General features: G+C 73.1%; 5 protein-coding genes and 1 pseudogene. All 6 read right to left on the bottom strand.

Annotation, left to right across the window (positions count from 1 at the left end):
* Positions 1–115: 115 nt before the first annotated feature.
* Entirely contained in the window at positions 116–1,309 is a 1,194-nt protein-coding gene (locus tag AAW13_RS23575; protein WP_063777042.1) for a cytochrome P450 family protein, read from the bottom strand.
* Between the two features lie 27 nt (positions 1,310–1,336).
* On the bottom strand, positions 1,337–2,770 hold the full coding sequence (locus tag AAW13_RS23570; RefSeq protein WP_046727499.1) for an MFS transporter: 1,434 nt from the start codon (positions 2,768–2,770) through the stop codon (positions 1,337–1,339).
* Positions 2,771–2,831: 61 nt separating this feature from the next.
* The gene (locus AAW13_RS23565; RefSeq protein ID WP_046727500.1) at positions 2,832–3,593 is read right to left on the bottom strand and encodes a thioesterase II family protein; all 762 of its coding nucleotides are present in this window, start codon (positions 3,591–3,593) and stop codon (positions 2,832–2,834) included.
* A gap of 35 nt (positions 3,594–3,628) precedes the next feature.
* Positions 3,629–7,879 (bottom strand): annotated as a pseudogene (locus tag AAW13_RS23560) (type I polyketide synthase); the annotation flags it as partial.
* Positions 7,876–17,304 (bottom strand): type I polyketide synthase, encoded by a 9,429-nt coding sequence (locus AAW13_RS46005; protein ID WP_167391730.1) that lies wholly within the window; start codon positions 17,302–17,304, stop codon positions 7,876–7,878. The gene AAW13_RS46005 and the pseudogene AAW13_RS23560, both read right to left, overlap by 4 nt.
* Positions 17,305–17,369: 65 nt before the next feature.
* Complete coding sequence (locus AAW13_RS23550) at positions 17,370–20,627, bottom strand: type I polyketide synthase (RefSeq protein ID WP_276207599.1); 3,258 nt, start codon at positions 20,625–20,627, stop codon at positions 17,370–17,372.
* Positions 20,628–20,639: the final 12 nt, after the last annotated feature.

The raw sequence follows: 20,639 nt of genomic DNA, 5'->3' as shown, positions 1-20,639 counted from the left end.
CTCGATCGCGGCGACCAGGTCGGCTGTCACCACAGACTCCTGTCGGTGTCGTTTCGGAAGGGCTCGGGTCCGCGGGTGGTGGCCGGGGCGCCCCCGGCCACCACCCCGGTCGGGTCTACTGGTTGAGCTTCACCGGGAGCTCGGTCAGGCCGCGCATCACCAGTCCGGGCCGCCACTTGAGGTCGGCCGAGGCGTCCAGGCGCTCCATCTTGGGGAAGCGTTCCAGGAGTTGACGGAAGGCGATGTGTGCCTCCAGGCGGGCCAGCGGGGCGCCCAGGCAGTAGTGCATGCCGTAGCCGAAGGCCATGTGCTGGTTGGGGCTGCGCTCGGCGTCGAAGGTCATCGAGTCGTCGAAGATCCGCTCGTCGCGGTTGGCCGACAGCAGTGAGATGAGGACGAGTTCGCCCTCCTCGATGGTCTGGCCGCCGAGTTCCAGGGTCTCGGTGGCGACCCGGAAGCTCGCGCCGGGCACCGGGCTCTCGTAGCGCAGGAACTCCTCGACGGCCCCCGGGATCGCCTCGTGGTCGGCCCGCAGGCCGTCGGCGAGTTCGGGGTCGGCGAGCAGCAGGGCGGTGCCGTTGCCGAGCAGGTTCACGGTGGTCTCGTAGCCGGCGATGATGAGCAGGAAGCACATCGAGGTCAGCTCGTTCTCGGCGAGCCGGTCCTCGTTGTCCCGTGCGGAGATCATCGCGGACAGCAGCTTGTCGTCCGGCTCGGCCCGCTTCTGCTCGACGAGGTCGCGGACGTAGTGGACGAACTCGGTGACCACGTCGACGGGGAAGTTCTGGGTGCCCACTCCGGCGAGGTAGGCGTTCGACCAGGTGCGGAAGCGCTCGTGGTCGGTGACGGGCACGCCGAGCAGTTCGCAGATCACCTGCATGGGCAGCGGGTAGGCCAGGTCGCGGATGGCGTCCGGGTGTTCCTGGACGGCCATCTTGTCGAGCAGGTCGCTGGTCATCTGCTCGATCATGGGCCGGAGCCGTTCGATGCGCTTGGCCGTGAACACGGAGGAGACCAGCCGGCGCAGCCGGGTGTGGTCGGTGCCGTCGACCCGCAGCATGTGGGTGCCCATGCTGGCGCGGATCTCGGCGGGCAGGACGTCCTTGGCGACGATCCGGGTGCCGATCCGGTTGGACAGCCGCGCGTCGCCGAGGCCGGCCCTGGCGTCGGCGTACCGGGTGACCAGCCACAGCGGCACCCCGTTGGGCAACTCGACCTGGAACAGCGGGCGTTCCTCACGCAGCTGTTCGAACAGGTCGTGCGGGGACTTCACACCGTACTGGGCGTAGAGGTCGGTGAAGGTGACCATGTGCGTGTGCTCCTTGTGAAGTGGGAGTCAGTCGAGAGCCGGCTGCTTGGCCGCGGGGGCAGGGGCGGGGGCGGGTGGTGTGAGCGCCGGGATGCCGAGCGCCACGGCGCCGCCGGCCAGCAGGACCGCGACGCAGATCCACAGGCCGGGGATCATCGCGTCGTTGAAGGCCGCCGGGGAGAGGTAGTCGCCGCCCCGGCTGGTGAACACGGTGGTGAGGACGGCGATGCCCAGGGCACTGCCGATCTCGCGGACGGTCGCGTTGGTGCCGGACGCCTTGCCGATGTCCAGCGGCTGGACGGAGCTCACCACCACCGTCGCGCTCGGTGCGAAGATCAGACCGGTGCCGATGCCGCACAGCATGTACGGCGCCACCATCTGCCAGTCGGCGGTGCCCGGGTCGGAGATCAGCGCGCACCAGGCCAGGCCCAGGGCGGCGAGTCCCAGCCCGGCGGCGATCAGCTTGCTGGGGCCGACCTTGGGGATGAGCTTGCCGGCGTACGGCGCGCAGATCGTCGGCATGACCGCCCAGGGCAGCGTCCACAGACCGGCCACGAACGGCGAGTGGTGGCGGACCACCTGGAGGTACTGGGCGAGGAAGAAGATCGAACCGAACAGGCCGAAGTACACGGCCAGGGAGGAGACGTTGGCCAGGGTGAAGGCCCGGCTGCGGTAGATGCGCAGGGGCAGCAGGGGCTGGGCGGTGCGCCGCTCCCACAGGACGAAGAGCACCAGCAGCACGGCTGCCGAGGCGTACATCCCGAGCACGCGGGCGGAGGTCCAGCCGTACTCGCTGCTGTCCACGATCGCCCAGACCAGGGCGAGCACCCCGGCGGCACCGAGCAGCAGCCCGAGGACGTCGAGTCCGGCTGCCTGGCCACGGCTCTCGGCGTGGACGCGCAGCACCAGCGGCACGGCGATCAGGCCGATGGGGACGTTCAGCCAGAACAGCCAGTGCCAGCCGATGCCGGTGGTGATGGCGCCGCCGATCAGGGGGGCGACGCCGACCGCCAGGCTGCTGATGCTGGACCAGACACCGATCGCCACGCCCCGCTTCTCCGGCGGCACGGCCAGGGTCAGCATCGTCAGGGAGAGCGGCAGTACCGCGGCCGCGCTCATGCCCTGGAGGGCGCGCAGGGTGATGAGTGCCGCGGTCGACGTGGACAGCGCGCAGCCGACCGAGAACAGCACGAACAGCGTGAGCCCGGAGACGAAGACCTTGCGCCGTCCGTACCGGTCGCCGAGACCGGCCGCGACCAGCAACAGGCTGGCGAAGCCCAGGATGTAGCTGTTGGTGACCCACTGAAGGCCCTGGACCGAGGCGCCGAGGTCGCGTCTGATGGACGCCAGGGCGTTGGTGACCACCAGGTTGTCCAGGGCCACCATGAACATCGGCAGGGACACGGCCAGGACGGTCAGTCCGAACGACGGTCGTGCCGGGGTGGCCGGTTCGTTTGCCATACCAGTTCTTTCTTCTTCGGGGGGAATCGCCGGCGACGCTGGCGCCGGCGGGGGAAATCGGTCAGCGGAAACGTGCCAGGTCCTCGGTGAGCGCGCGGGCCACCTGGGTGTTCTGCTCCGCCAGGTAGAAGTGGCCTCCCGGAAAGCCGCGCAGGGTGAAGCCGCTCTCGGTGTGGTCGCGCCACTCCTCCGCCTCGGCCAGGGTGACCTGCGGGTCGTCGTCGCCCACCAGCACGCTGATGGGGCAGCGCAGGGGTGGACCCGGCTCGTACCGGTACGACTCCACCGCCTCGTAGTCGCCCCGGATGGCCGGCATGATCATCCGGATGACGTCGTCGTCGAGGAGCAGCCGGTCGTCGGTGCCGTTCAGCCGGCGGATCTCCGCGATGACGCCGTCGTCGTCCATCGATCGGACGCCTCGGTCGCGCAGCTTGGGCGGGGCGGTGCGGCCCGAGGCGACCAGCCCCAGCAGCTCCAGCGAGGATCGCTGCTCGCAGCGGCGGGCCACCTCGAAGGCCAGGCAGGCGCCCATGCTGTGCCCGAACAGCACCAGCCGGCGCCGGGGCAGCGACTCCAGCACGTCGAGGATCTCGTCCGCCAGCCGGGGAATCGAGGTGATCGGCGGCTCGGCCCGGCGGTCCTGTCGGCCCGGGTACTGCACCGGCAGCACCTCCGCGACCGTGGCGAGGGCGCCCGCGAGCGGGCGGAAGTAGCTGGCGGAGCCGCCCGCGTGGGGGAAGCAGACCAGTGTCAGGTCGGTGTCCTGGGGTGCCGGGTGGTAGCGGCGGATCCAGAGTTCCTGTGCAGCCAGGGCGTTGGTCATCCCCGTACCTCCGTGCGCAGCCAGGACGCGATGGCGTCGGCGGTGGTCCGATGGTGTTCGTCGAGCATCGAGAAGTGGTCTCCGGGTACGTCGATCACGTGGTGGGAGTGCTCCCAGCCGGCCCCCCGTTCGCCGGGGTCCGCTCCGGGGACGTCGTCGGTGGCGCGCAGCAGCAGCACCGGGGTCTCCAGGGCCTGCGGGGTCCAGTCCGCGAAGACCCGGAAGTAGCCGCCCATCGCCACCAGGCGCTGGTCGTCGAGGAGTTCGGCGGCCTCCTCGTTCTCCAGCAACTGCGAGACCATCAGCCGGGTGCTGGATCCGTCCGCGGTCCGGGAGAAGGTGTCGGCCAGGACGACGGCGGCGGCCGGAGTGCCGAGCGCGGCCAGGTGTTCGGCCACGGCGTGCGCGATCCAGCCGCCGGAGGAGCGGCCGAGCAGTACGGTCCGGCGGCCGGCGGCGAGTTCCACGGCGGTCTCGGCCTGGGCGCCGATCAACGCCTCCGCCGAGCGTGGCAGCGGCTCACCGGCGGCGAAGCCGGGGTGCGGCAGAGCCCAGACCTCACCTGCGGTGCCGAGCGCCGCACCGAGCCGCAGATACTCCTGCGGTCCCGAGACGGCACTGAGCGAGGGGAGGCAGATCACGGCGAGGTCGCCGGCGCCCTCGGTGATGCGCAGCGGCGTGGGCCAGCGGTCGGCCTCTGCCCGGGTGGCGAAGTCCGGTCGCAGCGCGGCGGCCGCGGTCAGCAGCCGGAACCCCTCCGTGAGCCGACCGGTGCGGTACGCCTGCCGGAACAGGCCGGTGAGCGGGTCGCCCGCCGGTTCCGCGGGCTGTCCCAGGCGCTCCGACAGGTGTGCGGCCAGCGCGTTCACCGTCGGGTGGTCGAAGACGAGGGTCGCGGGCAGGGAGAGACCGGTGGCGTCCCGCAGCCGGTTGCGCAGTTGCAGGGCCGTCAGGGACTCGAATCCGAGCTCGACGAAGGACCGGTCGGGATCGACGTCCTGGGGCGCGGCGTGGCCCAGGACGGTGGCGGCGGTCGCGCGCACATGGTCGGTGACCGCGGCGGCCCGCTGCCCGTCGTCGGCCAGGCCGGCCAGGCTCCGCTGGAGTGCGCCGGTCTCCTCCTCGGCGGCCGACGCGGCCACGGGGGCGGCGGGGAGCGTCGCGGCGGGCGTGGACGCCAGCCAGAACGACCGCCGCTGGAAGGCGTAGCGCGGCAGTTCCACACGGCGGGCGGGCGGCAGCGCGGCGGTCCAGTCCACGGCGGCGCCCCGGACGTACAGTTCACCGGCCGACTCCAGGAACCGGGCGGGGTGGCCCTCTTCGCGCAGCAGTGTGCCGGTCACCGTGACGGCGCGGCCGGCCTCGGTGGTCTCCGCGGTCTCCTCGACGGCGCCGACGAGCACGGGGTGCGGGCTCGCCTCGACGAAGTACCGGATGCCGTCCTGGATCAGCAGGCGGACGGTCTCGTCGAAGCGCACCGGCCGGCGCAGGTTGCGGTACCAGTAGTCGGCGTCCAGCTCCGTCCCGGCGAGCTGCGTCCCGGTGACCGCCGAGTAGAACGGCACCTCGGCGGGTTTCGGCGTGACGGCCGACAGCCGGGCCAGTACGTCCTCCCGGACGGCCTCGACGTGCGGTGAGTGGGAGGCGTAGTCCACGGGGACACGGCGCACCCGCAGGCCGTCCGCCTCGCTCCGCGCCAGGAACTCGTCCAGGGCGTCGGCGTCACCGGCCACCACCGTCGCGTTCGGTCCGTTGACGGCGGCGACCGCGATCCGGTCCGTCCAGGGGGCGAGCCGGGGCGCCAGCTGGTCGGCCGGCAGCGCGACGGACACCATGCCGCCGCGGCCGGCCAGTCGCGTCAGCACCTGGCTGCGCAGGGCCACCACGAGTGCGGCGTCCTCCAGCGAGAGGGCGCCGGACACGCAGGCGGCCGCGATCTCGCCCTGCGAGTGGCCGGCGACGGCGTCGGGCTCGATGCCGTACGACCGCCACAAGGCGGCGAGCGACACCATGACGGCGAACAGGGCCGGCTGGACCACGTCGACGCGGTCGAGGGAGGGCGCGTCCGGCTCGCCCCGCAGTACCCGGGCCAGCGACCAGTCGACGTGGGGTGCGAGCGCCTCCTCACAGGCCGTGAGGCGGTCCCGGAACACGGCGGAGGAGGCGGCCAGTTCGATGGCCATGCCGCGCCACTGGGAGCCCTGGCCGGGGAAGACGAAGGCGGTGCGGCCGGCCGTCCGGGCGGCCGCCGTGCCACGGACCGTGTGCGGGGCGTCCCGGCCGTCCGCCAGGGCTCCGAGCCGGTCCAGCAGGGCCTCGCGGCCGTCGGCGACGACGACCGCGCGGTACTCCAGTGCGGCCCGGCCGGTCGCCAGGGACCACGCCACGTCGGCGCCGCTTTGCTCCGGACGGGTCAGCAGGTGCGTGTGCAGCCGGGCCGCCTGGGCGCGCAGCGCCTGCGGCGTGCGGGCGGAGAGCACCCAGGGCAGGGGGCCCCGGGAATCCCCGAACGGCGCGGGGCCACCCCTTCGCTCGTCCCACGCCTCGGACCGCGCCTCGGACCGTGCCGCGGCCGACTGCTCCGGGACCGGTCCGGCGGCCTGGTTCGCGGGCGGATGCGCGTCCTGTTCCGCGGGCTCCCCGGGCCGTCCCGCCGGCTGACCCACGGGCCGTTCCGCAGGCCCACCCACAGGCCCACCCACAGGCCCACCCACAGGCCGTACCACCGGCTGGCCCACGGGCCGTTCCGCAGGCCCACCCCCAGGCCGTACCACCGGTTGGCCCACGGGCCGTTCCGCGGGCTGTTCCTCCGGCCGTTCCGCGGGCTGCTTCGCCGACCGTTCCGCAGGCCGTTCCGCGGGCTGATCCGCCGCACGTTCCGCTGGCCGTCCCACGGGCTGATTCGTCGGCCCTTCCGTCGGCTGTTGATCCGGCTCTTCGAGGATGACGTGGGCGTTGGTGCCGCTCATGCCGAAGGAGGAGACGGCCGCGCGGCGGGGCCGGTCCGTCCGGGGCCAGGGGCGTGCCTCGGTCAGCAGCGCGACGGACCCCGCCGACCAGTCGATCTGGGCCGACGGCGCGTCCACGTGCAGCGTCCTCGGCAGCGTCTCCCGGCGCATGGACTGCACCATCTTGATCACGCCGCCCACGCCGGCCGCCGCCATGGTGTGCCCGATGTTCGACTTGAGCGAGCCGAGCCAGAGCGGACTGCCCGCCGGGCGGTGCTGGCCGTACGTGGCGAGCAGGGCCTGGGCCTCGATGGGGTCGCCGAGCCGGGTACCGGTGCCGTGCGCCTCGACGGCGTCGACGTCCGCCGGGTTCAGTCCGGCGTCCGCGAGCGCCTGCCGGATCACCTGGCGCTGGGCGCGGCCGCTGGGCGCGGTCAGGCCGTTGCTGGCGCCGTCCTGGTTGACGGCCGAGCCGCGCAGCACGGCCAGTACCGGGTGCCCCAGTCGCCGTGCGTCGGACAGCCGCTCCACCAGGAGCAGTCCCACGCCCTCGCCCCAGGCCGTGCCGTCGGCCGAGGCCGCGAAGGACTTGCACCGGCCGTCGGCGGCCAGGCCGCCCTGGGCGCCGAAGTCCGCGAAGGCGCCCGGGGAGCTCATGATCGTCGCACCGCCGGCCAGGGCCATGCCGCACTCCCCACGGCGCAGCGCCTGTGCCGCCAGGTGCAGTGCCACCAGGGAGGAGGAGCAGGCCGTGTCCACCGTGACGGCCGGGCCCTCCAGGCCGAGGAAGTAGGCGATCCGCCCGGAGGCGACGCTGCCGGCGTTGCCGGTGCTGAGGTAGCCCATGGCCTCGGCGGGTATGGCCGCGGCCCGGGTCGCGTAGTCGTGCAGGTTGAGGCCGGTGAAGACGCCCACCTGCTCGCCGCGGGCCGCGGACGGGTCGAGGCCGGCCGCCTCGAACGCCTCCCAGGCCGCTTCCAGCAGCAGCCGCTGCTGGGGGTCCATGGCCAGGGCCTCGCGCGGTGAGATGCCGAAGAAGTCGGCGTCGAACTCGTCGGCCTGGTGCAGGAATCCGCCGTGGCCCGCGCTGTCGCCGGGCCAGCCTCGGTTGTCCGGGAACCCGGAGATGGCGTCGCGTCCTTCCGCCACCAGCTCCCACAGCCCGTCGGGGTCGGCGACACCGCCGGGGTACCGGCAGCTCATGCCGATGATCGCCACCGGTTCGTGCTGCCGGTCGGTCAGTTCGCGCACCTGTCTGCGGGCCTCGCGCAGGTCGGCCGTCGCGCGTTTGAGGTAGTCGAGGTACTTCGCCTCGTTGGTCACGGGTTGCGTGCTCACGACGACTCCAGTTCGGCATCCAGCAGGTCGAAGATCTCCTCGGCGGTGGCGGACTCGAGGTCGGCGTCCGCCGTGCGGTCCCCCGGCCGGTCACGGGTACCGGTGAGGGCACGCAACCGGGCGTAGATCTCCTCGTGTTCCGTCCCCGCGTCGGGCAGCGCGGCGAGCAGTGCCTCCAACCGGTCCAGTTCGCGGTGGAGTTCGGGCACCCCGGACAGCTCGGCGGCCGCCTCCTCGTCCAGCCGAGCGGCGAGCGCGGCCGGGGTGGGGCAGTCGAACAGCACGGTCGGGGGCACCCGCAGGCCGGTGGCCGCCGTCACGTGGTTGCGCAGTTCGACCGCGGTGAGCGAGTCGATGCCGATGTCCTTGAACGACTCTTCCGGGTCGACGTCGTCGGCTCCGGAGTGCCCGAAGACCAGCGCGGTGCCGCGGCGGACGATGTCGAGCAGCGTGCGGGCCCGCTCGTCCGGTGTCTGCGCCAGCAGCCGGTCCCTGGCCCCGGGGGCCGCGACGGGTTCGGCGGTGACCGTGCGCCGGGCCGGGCGGGCAGCCGGGGCGGGGCGCTCGGCCGCCGGACGGGGCAGGTCGGCCGGTGCGGGACGCAGGCCCACCGAGTCCGCCGACGCGACCGGCAGTCCGGCCGGGTCGGTCAGCAGGAGGGAGACCTCGCCCGGTGCGGCGGGGGTGACACGGACGCGGGCGGCGGTGGCGCCGGTGGCGTGCACGGACACGCCCGACCAGGACATGGGCAGTTCGCCGGCCGTGTCCGTCAGGCCGAGCGCGTGCAGCGCGCCGTCCAGCAGCACGGGGTGCACCCGGTACCGGCCGGCTTCCTGCGCCTCGGCCGGGTCGAGGGCGAGCTCGGCGTACAGCTCCGCGTCGCGGCGCCACACGGCCCGGACGGCCTGGAACGCCGGCCCGTGGTCGAGCCCGGCCCGCGCCAGGCGCTCGTACAGGTCCTCGGCCGCGGCCGGTACGGCGCCGTCCGGCGGCCACACGGCCAGGCCGGTGTCCGGGGCCGGACCGGCGGGGCGCAGCGTGCCGTGGGCGTTGCGGACCCATCCGCCGGAACCGGACGCCCCTTCCGGCCGGGAGTGCAGCTGGACGGTGCGTCCCTCGCCGGACGGGGTGACCGTCAGCCGGAGCTGCGTGCCACCCTGTTCGGGCAGGACCAGCGGGGCCTCCAGGACCAGTTCCTCGACGAGGGCGCAGCCGGTCTCGTCGCCGGCCCGCAGGACCATGTCGACCACGGCCGAGGCGGGCAGCACCGGCGTCCCGGCGAGGGTGTGCTGGGCGAGCCAGGGCTGGGTGTGGGCCGCGAGACGTCCGGAGAACAACAGGCCGTCGGAGTCCGGCAGTTCGATCGCGGCGCCCAGGAGTGGGTGGTCCGCGGGTGCGAGCCCGGCGGCACCCAGGTCCTCCGGCTGCGCCGGTGGCGCGTCGAGCCAGTAACGCTGCCGCTGGAAGGCGTAGGTGGGCAGCTCCGTGCGGGGCGGGCGGGGTCCGTCGAACGCGGCCGACCAGTCCACCGGGGTGCCGCAGAAGGCCGGCCAGTCGACCGGGACGCCGTGCACGTGCAGTTGGACCACCGCTTTGGTGAGGCTCTGTGGCTCGGCGGTGCCGTCGCGCAGGGAGGGGATGAAGGAGACGGCTTCCGCGTCCGCGGACAGGCAGTTGGGGCCCATCGCGGACAGTACGCCGTCGGGGCCGAGTTCCAGGAAGGTGGTCACTCCGTCGGCCGCGAGGGCACCCACCACGTCGTGGAACCGCACGGCCCCCCGGACGTGCCGAACCCAGTATTCGGGAGTGCCGAGTTCCTCCGCCGTGACCGGGCCGCCGGTCAGGGTGGAGAAGAACGCGGTGGTGACCGGGGCGAACCGAAGACCACGCGCCACCTCGGCGAACCCGTCCAGCATCGGTTCCATCAGCGGTGAGTGGAAGGCGTGGCTGACCTCCAGGCGCTTGGTCTTGCGGCCCATGGCGCGCAGCTGCCCGGCGAGGTCGAGCACGGCTTCGGCGGCACCGCTCAGGACCACGGCGGAGGGCCCGTTGACGGCGGCGACACCGACCCGGTCCGCCATGTCCCCGATGAGCTCCAGCACTTCCGGCTCGGTGGCCTGGACGGCGACCATGGCCCCGCCCGCCGGCAGCTCCTGCATCAGCCGCCCGCGGGCCGCCACCAGGGCCGCCGCGTCCGGCAGCGGGAACAGGCCGATGACGTGGGCGGCCGCCAGCTCGCCGATCGAGTGGCCGGCCACGACGTCGGGGCGGACACCCCAGTGCTCGATCAGCCGGTGGAGGGCGACCTCCAGAGCGAACACCGCGGGCTGGGTGAATCGGGTCTGGTGGATCAGGGCCGCCTCGGGACTGTCCTCGGGCGCGAAGACGATCTCCTTGAGCGGCCGGTCGAGATGCCGGTCCAGTTCGGCGCAGACCTCGTCGAAGGCCGCCGCGAACACCGGGAAGGTGTCGTACAACTCCCGTCCCATGCCCGGGCGCTGGCTGCCCTGTCCGGTGAAGAGGACGGCGAGCCGACCCGTGTGCTGCCGGCCCTGTGCGACTCCGGCGGCGGGTTCGCCGGCGGCCACCGCGGCCAGTCCGCCGAGGAGCGCCTCGCGTTCCCCGGCCACCACCACGGCCCGGTGGTCGAACGTGGTGCGCGTGGTCGAGAGGGCGTACGCGGCCGCGTCGAGATCGAGGTCGGGGCGCTCGGTGACGAAGGCGTGCAGCCGCTCGGCCTGCGCTCGCAGAGCCGTCTCCGTCCTGCCCGAGACCACCCAGGGGATCGGCCCGGACTCGGTGCCGGGGACGTCCTCGGTTTCGGGAGCCTGTTCGAGGATGATGTGGGCGTTGGTGCCGCTCAGCCCGAAGGAGGAGACGGCGGCCCGCCGCGGTCGCTCCAGCTCCGGCCACACCCGCTGCTCGGTCAGCAACTCCACCGCACCCGCCGACCAGTCCACATGCGAGGTTGGCGCATCCACATGCAGGGTCTTGGGGAGCACGCCGTGACGCAGCGCCATCACCATCTTGATGACCCCACCCACACCGGCAGCCGCCTGCGCATGCCCGATGTTCGACTTCAACGAACCCAGGAACAGAGGGATTTCACCCGTGCGCTCCTGGCCGTAGGTCGCGATCAGCGCCTGCGCCTCGATCGGGTCACCCAGCCGCGTACCCGTCCCGTGCGCCTCCACCACGTCCACGTCAGCCGCACCCAGCCGAGCGTCCGCCAGCGCCTGCCGGATCACCCGCTGCTGCGACGGACCGTTCGGCGCCGTCAGACCATTGCTCGCACCGTCCTGGTTGACCGCACTCCCCCGCACCACCGCCAGCACCGGATGCCCCAGCCGCAGCGCGTCCGACAGACGCTCCACCACCAGCACACCCACACCCTCAGCCCACCCCGTACCGTCCGCACCCTCCGCGAACGCCTTGCACCGGCCGTCCGGGGACAGTCCGCGCTGTCGGCTGAAGTCGAGGAAGGCGGCCGGGGAGGACATCACCGTCACACCGCCGGCCAGCGCCATCGAGCACTCGCCGCGCCGCAGCGCCTGCACCGCCAGGTGCAGCGTCACCAACGACGACGAACACGCCGTGTCGACGGTGACGGCAGGACCCTCCAGGCCGTAGGTGTACGACAGCCGCCCGGCCGCCACGCTGCCCGCCGTGCCGGTGCCACGGAACGCCTCCAGTTCCTCGGGGATGGCGCGCAGCCTGGTCAGGTAGTCGCGGTTCATCAGGCCCATGTAGACGCCGGTGCGGCTGCCGCGCAGGGACGCCGGATCGATCCCCGCCCGCTCCATCGCCTCCCACGACGTCTCCAACAACAACCGCTGCTGCGGATCCATCGCCAACGCCTCACGCGGCGAGATCCCGAAGAACCCCGCGTCGAACTCCGCCGCGTCGTACAGGAACCCGCCCTCGCGGGTGTACACCTTCCCCCGCACACCCGGATCCGCGTCGTAGAGACCCTCCAGATCCCAGCCCCGGTCCTCCGGGAAACCCGACACCGCGTCCGAACCCGTGGCCACCAACCGCCACAACTCCTCCGGCGAACCCACCCCACCGGGGAAACGACAGCCCATGCCCACGATGGCCACCGGCTCGTCGACCGTGGCGGCTACGGTCTCGGCGGTGTCCGTGCCCTCCGCGAGGAGTTCACGGCGCAGATGGGCGGCCAGCGCTGCCGGTGTCGGGTAGTCGAAGACCAGGGTCGGAGGCAGCGCCAGGCCGGTGAGGGGGCCGAGCGCGTTGCGCAGTTCGACGGCGCTCAGCGAGTCCACGCCGAGGTCGCGGAAGGTGTGCTGGGCCCCGACGGCGTCGGCCGACGCGTGGCCGAGGACAGTGGCGGCGTGCGAGCGGACGACGTCGAGCAGCATCCCGTCGCGGTCGGCGGCGGGCAGCGCGAGCAGCCGGTCGCGAAGCGTCGCGGCGAGCGCGGCGGTCGTACGGGCGGCCGGGCGGGGTGTGCGCACCAGACCGCTGAGCAGCGGCGGCACCTCCCTCCCGGACCGGGGCGCGGTGTCGAGGCGCATCGGCAGCAGGACCGCGCGGTCGGCGGCGAGGCAGGCGTCGAAGAGCGCCAGCCCCTCCTCGACGGTGAGCGGGGCGAAGCCGGCCCGCTCGATGCGGGCGAGGTCCGTCTCGGCCAGGTGGCCGGTGATGCCGCTGCGTTCGGCCCACAGGCCCCAGGCGAGCGAGAGCGCCGGCCGCCCGGTCGCCCGGCGGTGGGCGGCCAGGCCGTCCAGGAAGGCGTTGGCCGCCGCGTAGGCGCCCTGGCCCGCGCCGCCGAACACCCCGGCGGCGGAGGAGAACAGGACGAAGTGCGCCAGGTCCAGTTCCCGGGTGAGTTCGTGGAGGTGGAGCGCGGCGTCGGCCTTGGGCCGCAGCACCGCGTCGGTCTGCTCCGGGGTGAGGGACTCCACGAGTCCGTCGGCCACGACCCCGGCCGCGTGCACCACGCCGGTCAGGGGGTGCTCGGCCGGGATCCGGGACAGCAGGTCGGCGAGGGCCGACCGGTCGGCCGCGTCGCAGGCGACGACCGAGACGGTGGCGCCCAGCTCGCCGAGTTCGGCCGCCAGCGCCCCGGCGCCCTCGGCGGCCGGTCCGCTACGGCTGGTCAGCAGCAGGTGGCGGACGCCGTGGGCCACCACGAGGTGCCGGGCGACGGCCGCGCCGAGGGTGCCGGTGCCGCCGGTGACCAGCACGGTCCCCTCGGGCCGGAAGGCGGCCGCGTCGGCGTTCGGCTGGGCGTGCGCCAGCCGCGCCACCGACCAGACGCCGTCGCGGACGAGGAACTGCGGCTCGGTGCCGAGCACCGCGGCCGTGAGCGGCTCCCCCGGCCGGTCGGTGTCGACCAGGACGAACCGCCCCGGGTGCTCGGTCTGCGCGGAGCGCACCAGGCCGTGCAGCGCGGCACCGGACGGGCTGCTGACCCGCTCGCCGGTCGCACCGGTGGTGACGAGGACCAGCCGGGCGGCGGCGAACCGTTCGTCGGCCAGCCACGCCCGCAGCAGGTGCAGCGTGCGGTGGACGGCGTCGCGCGAGGCGTCGAGCGCCGGCTGTTCGCGTACGACCACCACGTCCGGTACGGCCGCACCGGCGTCGACGGCGGCGGCCAGGGCCGCCAGGGAGGGGTGATGGTCGTCCTCGGCGGAGCCGACGTGGGCCCAGCTGCCCGGTGCCAGCGGCTCCGCGGTGTCCGCCGGGATCCAGTCGAGGCGGTACAGCGCGTCCGCCGTGGACGACGCGCGCAGCGCCTCGGCGGTGACCGGCCGTACGGTCAGCGACTCCACGGACGCCACCGGAAGCCCTGTCGGATCGGCCACCGCCAGCGTCATCCCGTCCTTGCCGGCCGGGCTCAGCCGTACCCGCAGGGTGTCCGCGCCGGTCGCGAAGAGCCGCACACCCGACCAGTGGAACGGCAGCCGCGGCCCGTCGGACGCCTCCGGCCCGGCCAGGCTCCAGGCGTGCAGGGCGCTGTCGAGGAGCGCGGGGTGCACGCCGTACCCGTCGGCCGTCTCCTCGGCCAGGGTGACCTCCGCGAAGACCTCGGTCCCGCGCCGCCAGGCCGCGCGTACGCCCCGGAAGACCGGCCCGTAGTCGAGTCCGGCGGCGGCGAGGCCGTCGTAGAGCGTGTCCACCGGGACCGGGCGGGCGCCCTGCGGAGGCCACTGGGCCAGCTCGAAGTCGGGTCCGGCGGCGTGGGCGTCGGCACCGGCACCGGCATCGGCATCGGCATCGGCATCGGCATCGGCATCGGCATCGGCGGCCAGGGTGCCGGTGGCGTGCCGGGTCCACGGCCGGTCGGCGGATCCGTCGGGCCGGGCGAAGACCGTCAGGCCGCGCCGGCCCGCCGCGTCCGCGGCGCCGATCGCCAACTGAACCTGAACACCGCCCTGTTCGGGCAGGACGAGCGGAGTCTGAAGGGTCAGCTCCTCGATCAGCCGGCAGCCGGACAGGTCGGCCGCGTGAAGCGCCAGGTCGACGAAGGCGGTGCCGGGCAGCAGCACCGTGCCCGCGACCGCGTGGTCCGCGAGCCATGGGTGGGTGCGCAGCGACAGGCGGCCGGTGAGCAGCAGTTCGTCGGCACCGGCCACCGACACCGCCGCACCCAGCAACCGGTGGTCGGCCGCCCCGAGACCCAGGTCGGCCGGCCGGGCGGCCCCGGCGGCGGAAGGGGAGTCGGCGAGCCAGTAGTGCGCGCGCTCGAAGGCGTAGGTCGGCAGCTCGATGCGGCGCGGACCGAGGTGGCCGAAGAAGGCGTCGGCGTCGAAGTCCCTGCCGCGGACGTACAGGTGGGCGAGGGCGGTCAGCAGGCTGACGGGCTCCGGGCGCCCTTCGCGCAGGGTGGGGAGCAGCGCCGCGTCGCTGTCCTCGGCCAGACACTCGCGGCCCATCAGGGACTGCATGGCGACCGGGCCGAGTTCCAGGTAGGTACGGACGCCGTCGGCCTCCAGGGTGCGCATGCCGTCCAGGAAGCGGACGGCGCCGCGGACGTGCCGTCCCCAGTACTCCGGTGAGCGGAGTTCGGCGGGATCGGCGGGCCGGCCGTCCAGGCAGTTGATCACCGGGATGCGCGGCGGGTGGAAATCCAGCTCCCGGACCGCCGTCACGAACCGGTCCACGATCGGCTCCATGTGCGCGGAGTGGAACGCCCGGCCGAAGGACATCCGGTGGGTACGCCGGCCGGCGGCCTGCCACTCGTCGCCGATCCGTGCGACAAGGTCCTCGTCGCCGGAGATGACGACCTGCCGGGGGCCGTTGACCAGCGCGACGTCGACGGTGCCGGTACGGCCCCGCAGGGAGGCGCGGACCTCGTCCTCGGACGCCTCGATCGCGACCATGGTGCCGCCCTGAGGCGTCTGCTGGAGCAGTCGACCCCGCGTGGTGACGAAGGCGGCCGCGTCCGCCAGGGAGAGCATGCCGGTCACGTGGAGGACGGCGGAGTCGCCGTTGGAGCCGCCGAAGACCACGTCGGGGCGGATCCCCCAGTGCTCGATCAGCCGGTAGAGGGCGACCTCCAGGGCGAACACCGCCGGGTGGCCGTATTCGGCCTGGGCCAGCAACGCGGCCTCGGGGCTGTCCTCGGGCGCGAGGACGATCTCCTTGAGCGGTCGGCCGAGGTGCCGGTCCAGTTCGGCGCAGACCTCGTCGAAGGCCGCCGCGAACACCGGGAACGTGTCGTGCAACTCCCGTCCCATGCCCAGCCGCTGGCTGCCCTGGAAGGTGAACAGGTAGGCCAGCCCACCGTCGTCGTGCGCGCCTCGCACCACCGATGCCGCGGGTTCTCCGGTCGCCAACGCGGCGAGACCGGCCAGCAGTTCGGCGCGGTCCTGGGCCAGTACGACGGCCCGGCGCTCGAACCCCGTGCGGCGGCGCAGAAGGGAGTACGCGGCGTCGACCGGGTCGAGGTCGGGGCGCTCGGTGACGAAGGCGTGCAGGCGCCCGGCCTGCGCCCGCAAGGCGGTCTCCGTCCTGGCCGACAGCACCCAGGGGAGCAGGCCGTGCGGCTTGCGGGGCACGGCTTCCGGCTCCGGTGCGGTGACCTCTTCCAGAATGACGTGGGCGTTGGTGCCGCTCAGCCCGAAGGAGGAGACGGCGGCCCGCCGCGGTCGCTCCAGCTCCGGCCACACCCGCTGCTCGGTCAGCAACTCCACCGCACCCGCCGACCAGTCCACATGCGAGGTTGGCGCATCCACATGCAAGGTCTTGGGGAGCACGCCGTGCCTCAGAGCCATCACCATCTTGATGACCCCACCCACACCGGCAGCCGCCTGCGCATGCCCGATGTTCGACTTCAACGAACCTAGGAACAGCGGTAGTTCACCCGTGCGCTCCTGGCCGTAGGTCGCGATCAGTGCCTGCGCCTCGATCGGGTCACCCAGCCGCGTACCCGTCCCGTGCGCCTCCACCACATCCACATCAGCCGCACCCAGCCGAGCATCCGCCAGCGCCTGCCGGATCACCCGCTGCTGCGACGGACCGTTCGGCGCCGTCAGACCATTGCTCGCACCGTCCTGGTTGACCGCACTCCCCCGCACCACCGCCAGCACCGGATGCCCCAGCCGCAGCGCGTCCGACAGACGCTCCACGACCAGCACACCCACACCCTCGCCGAAGCCGGTGCCGTCCGCCTGCTCGTCGAACGCCTTGCACCGGCCGTCGGAGGAGAGTCCGCGCTGTCGGCTGAAGTCGAGGAAGGCGGCCGGGGAGGACATCACCGTCACACCGCCGGCCAGCGCCATCGAGCACTCGCCGCGCCGCAGCGCCTGCACCGCCAGGTGCAGCGTCACCAACGACGACGAACACGCCGTGTCGACCGTCAGCGTGGGCCCCTCCAGGCCGAACGTGTAGGCGATGCGCCCGGCCGCGATGCTGCCCGCCGTGCCGGTGCCGAGGTGCCCCTCGAGGTCCTCGGGGACTCCGGAGGTGTGCACGGCGTAGTCGTGGTACATCAGGCCCATGTAGACGCCGGTGCGACTGCCGCGCAGGGACGCCGGATCGATCCCCGCACGCTCCATCGCCTCCCACGACGTCTCCAACAGCAACCGCTGCTGCGGATCCATCGCCAACGCCTCACGCGGCGAGATCCCGAAGAACCCCGCGTCGAACTCCGCCGCGTCGTGCAGAAACCCGCCCTCGCGGGTGTACACCTTCCCCCGCACACCCGGATCCGCGTCGTACAGACCCTCCAGATCCCAGCCCCGGTCCTCCGGGAAACCCGACACCGCGTCCGAACCCGTGGCCACCAACCGCCACAACTCCTCCGGCGAACCCACCCCACCGGGAAAGCGGCAGCCCATGCCCACGATGGCCACCGGCTCGTGCGCCTTCGCGTCGACGTCGCTGAGCCGCTGGTTCGCCTGCCGCAGATCGGCCGTCATCCGCTTCAGGTACTCGAGGAGTTTTTCCTGCTCTGCCATCGCGTTGTCCATCGCCTTTCAAGATCACGTGGGAAGTGCCACTCATCGTTCGGAGCCCGTCCGCGTCACACGGAGCCGAATTCCTTGTCGATGAGGCCGAGCAGCTCGTCAGCTGTGGCCGAGGCGATTTCCTGGTCGATGTCATTGCCGCCGCCGTCGGTCACCGCGATCTTCGCGGCGAGGGCGCGCAGCCGGGACGACACGTGCTCCGGGTCCGGGAGCCGGGACAGGGAGGAGAGCAGGGCCGACTCCAGGCGGTCGAGTTCCTGGAGTACGACGGCCGAGTCCGCGTCCGGTCCCGCGTCGAAGAGTTCACCGCCGAGGCGTTCGGCCAGCGCCGCCGGCGTGGGGTGGTCGAACACCACGGTCGGCGGGAGCTTGACCCCGGTCGCCGAGGCCAGCTGGTTGCGCAGCTGGACGGCGGTGAGCGAGTCGAAGCCCAGATCCTTGAACGCGCGCTCCGCCGTCACCGAACCGGTGTCGGAGTGGCCCAGCACCGCGGCGACATGGGTGCGGACGAGGTCCAGCAGACCTGCCCTGCGCTCCTCCTCGGGCAGCCGCAGCAGACGCTCCCGAGCGGATACGGCCACCGGCCGCGCGGACCCCGGACCGCGGCGCCCCGGACGGCGCACCTCGTGCCACAGCACCGGCGGTACGTCCTGCCGGGTGAGCGCCGCGTGGTCGAGACGGATCGGCACGAGGACGGGCTCGCCGGAACTCCGTGCGGCGTCGAAGAGGGCCAGTGCCTCTCCGGACGACAGGCCGAGCACACCGGAGCGTCCCGTGCCCTCGCGCTCCACGTCCGAGAGCGACGCCGTCAGCTCGCTCCGCTCGCTCCACAGCCCCCACGGCAGCGACTGCGCCGGCAGCCCGCCCGCGGCCCGGTGCGCCGCGAGAGCGTCAAGGAACACGTTGGCGGCCGCGTAGTTGCCCTGTCCGGGGCTGCCGAGCACGCCGGCCGCCGAGGAGAAGAGGACGAAGGCGTCGAGGTGGTGGTGCCTGGTGAGGTGGTGCAGGTTGAGCGCGGCGTCGATCTTCGGCCGCAGGACACGGTCGAGTCGGTCCGGCGTCAGCCCGGTGACCGTGGCGTCGTCGAGGACGCCGGCCGCGTGGATGACGCCGGTCAGCGGCCGCTCCGCCGGGACGGCGGCGAGCACGGCGGCCAGCGCCTCGCGGTCGGCCGCGTCGCATGCGGCCACGGTGACCTGGGCCCCGACGGCTTCCAACTCGGCCGCCAACTGCGCTGCGCCCGGTGCTTCTTGTCCACGCCGACTGGTCAGGAGCAGGTGGCGTACGCCGTGTTCGGTGACCAGATGCCGGGCCACCAGAGCACCCACCGTGCCGGTGCCACCGGTCACCAGGACGGTGCCGACATCCCCGCCGAAGCCCACAGCTGTGCCGGCGGAAGGTGCGGCGTGCCGTACGAGCCGCGGGACGAGAACCGCGCCGTCGCGCACCGCCGACTGCGGTTCCTCGCCCATGGCCAGGTGTGCGGCCAGTGCCTCGTCGGCGCCGTCCACCAGCCACAGACGATCGGGATGCTCGCGCTGCGCCGAGCGGACCAGGCCCCACACGGGTGCGTTGACCAGATCGCCGACGTCATCACCCGGCCGCGTCGCCACCGCGCCGTGCGTGAGGAACACCAGCCGAGTCGAGGCCAGACGCTCCTCGGCGAGGAAACCCTGTATCAGCGTCAGGGCCCGCTGAGTCGCCGACCGCGCCTGCTCCGCCACCCCCTCCGGAGCCGTGCCACCAGGTGCGAAGGGGGCAACGACGACATCAGGGACGCGTTCTCCGAGGACTGCGAGGTCGCCGTCGGCGCCCAGGATCACGGAGCGTTCGCTGGTCGCCCGCACCGGTTCACCGGGCACCGGCTGCCATTCCAGACGGTAGAGGCCCTCCTGCCGGTCGACCCGCAACTGGTCCGCGCTCACCTCGCGCAGCACCAGCGACTCCACCGATACAGCGGGGCGCCCCGAGGTGTCGACGGCCGACACCGACACGCCTCCGTCATCGGTGGCGGTCAGCCGCACGCGCAGTGAGGTGACGCCGGTGTATGCGAGGGACACGCCGGTCCAGGAGAACGGCAGCCGGGGTTCACCGACCCCGTCCGCGTCCGGATCGATCAGCACCAGTGCGTGCAGTGCGGCGTCCAGCAGCGCGGGATGCACGGCGAATCCGTGACCGGCGTCCTGCGGCAACTCGACCTCCGCGAAGACCTCCCGGTCCCCGCGCCAGACGGCCCGGACGCCCTGGAACAGTGGCCCGTAGTCGTAGCCGGCCGCGGCGAACTCGTCGTACAGCGCCGAGACATCCAGCTGCTTCGCACCCGTCGGCGGCCAGACGTCCACGGCCGCGACGGGCCGGTCACCGACGGGCGGCGTCACCACTCCGCGCGCATGGACGGTCCAGTCCTCACCAGCACGGGAGCGCACCACCACCGCGCGGTGCCCGGACTCGTCCGCACCGCCCACACTCACGTGCAGCTGTACGTCGTCCTCACCCGGCAGCAACAGAGGTGTCTCCAACACCAGTTCTTCCAGTTCGCCCGCACCGGCTTCGGCCCCGGCCCGCAGCGCCATCTCCACGAACGCCGTCCCGGGCAGGAGTGCGGTGCCGAAGACCGCGTGTTCGGCGAGCCAGGGATGCGACCGCAACGACAGCGACCCTGTCAGCACCACGCCGTCGGAGTCCGGCACCGGCACCATGGCGCCGAGCAGCCCGTGCCCAAGCCCCTCCAGGCCCAGGCCCGCCGCATCGGTCACCTCTGTCCGCACCGGCTCCAGCCAGTAGCGCTCGCGCTGGAACGCATACGTCGGCAGCTCCACCCGACGGCCCGAACTCTCCGCGAGCACGGTCCACTGGACGGGGAGTCCGGCCGTGAAGGCCTCGCCGAGGGAGAGCAGCATGCGCCGCTGTTCGTCTTCGTTACGGCGCAGGGTGCCCAGCGCCACCGCGTCCGCGTCCATCTCCTCGACCGTCTCCTCGACAGCCGCGGTCAGCACCGGATGCGCACTGGCCTCGACAAAAGCGTCGAAGCCGTCCTCAAGCAACGCCCTCGTCGCACCACGGAAATCGACAGTCTGCCGCAGATTCCTGAACCAGTACTCCGCGTCCAGAACAGCACCGTCCACCACGGTGCCGGTCACCGCCGAATAGAACGGCACCCCACCAGAGCGGGGACGCACCGGCTCCAGCAACCCCAGCAACTCACCCCGGATCTCCTCCACATGCGCCGAATGCGACGCATAGTCCACCGGAATCCGCCGCGCCCGCACCCCCTCCGCCTCACAAGCCGCAAGCAGTTCCTCCAACGCCCCCACATCACCCGACAC

The organism is Streptomyces humi, assembly GCF_001005085.2.
GTDB classification, from domain to species: Bacteria; Actinomycetota; Actinomycetes; order Streptomycetales; family Streptomycetaceae; genus Streptomyces; species Streptomyces humi.
The sequence above is the reverse complement of the archived record's forward strand: the minus strand, read 5'-3'. Positions and strand labels throughout refer to the sequence as shown.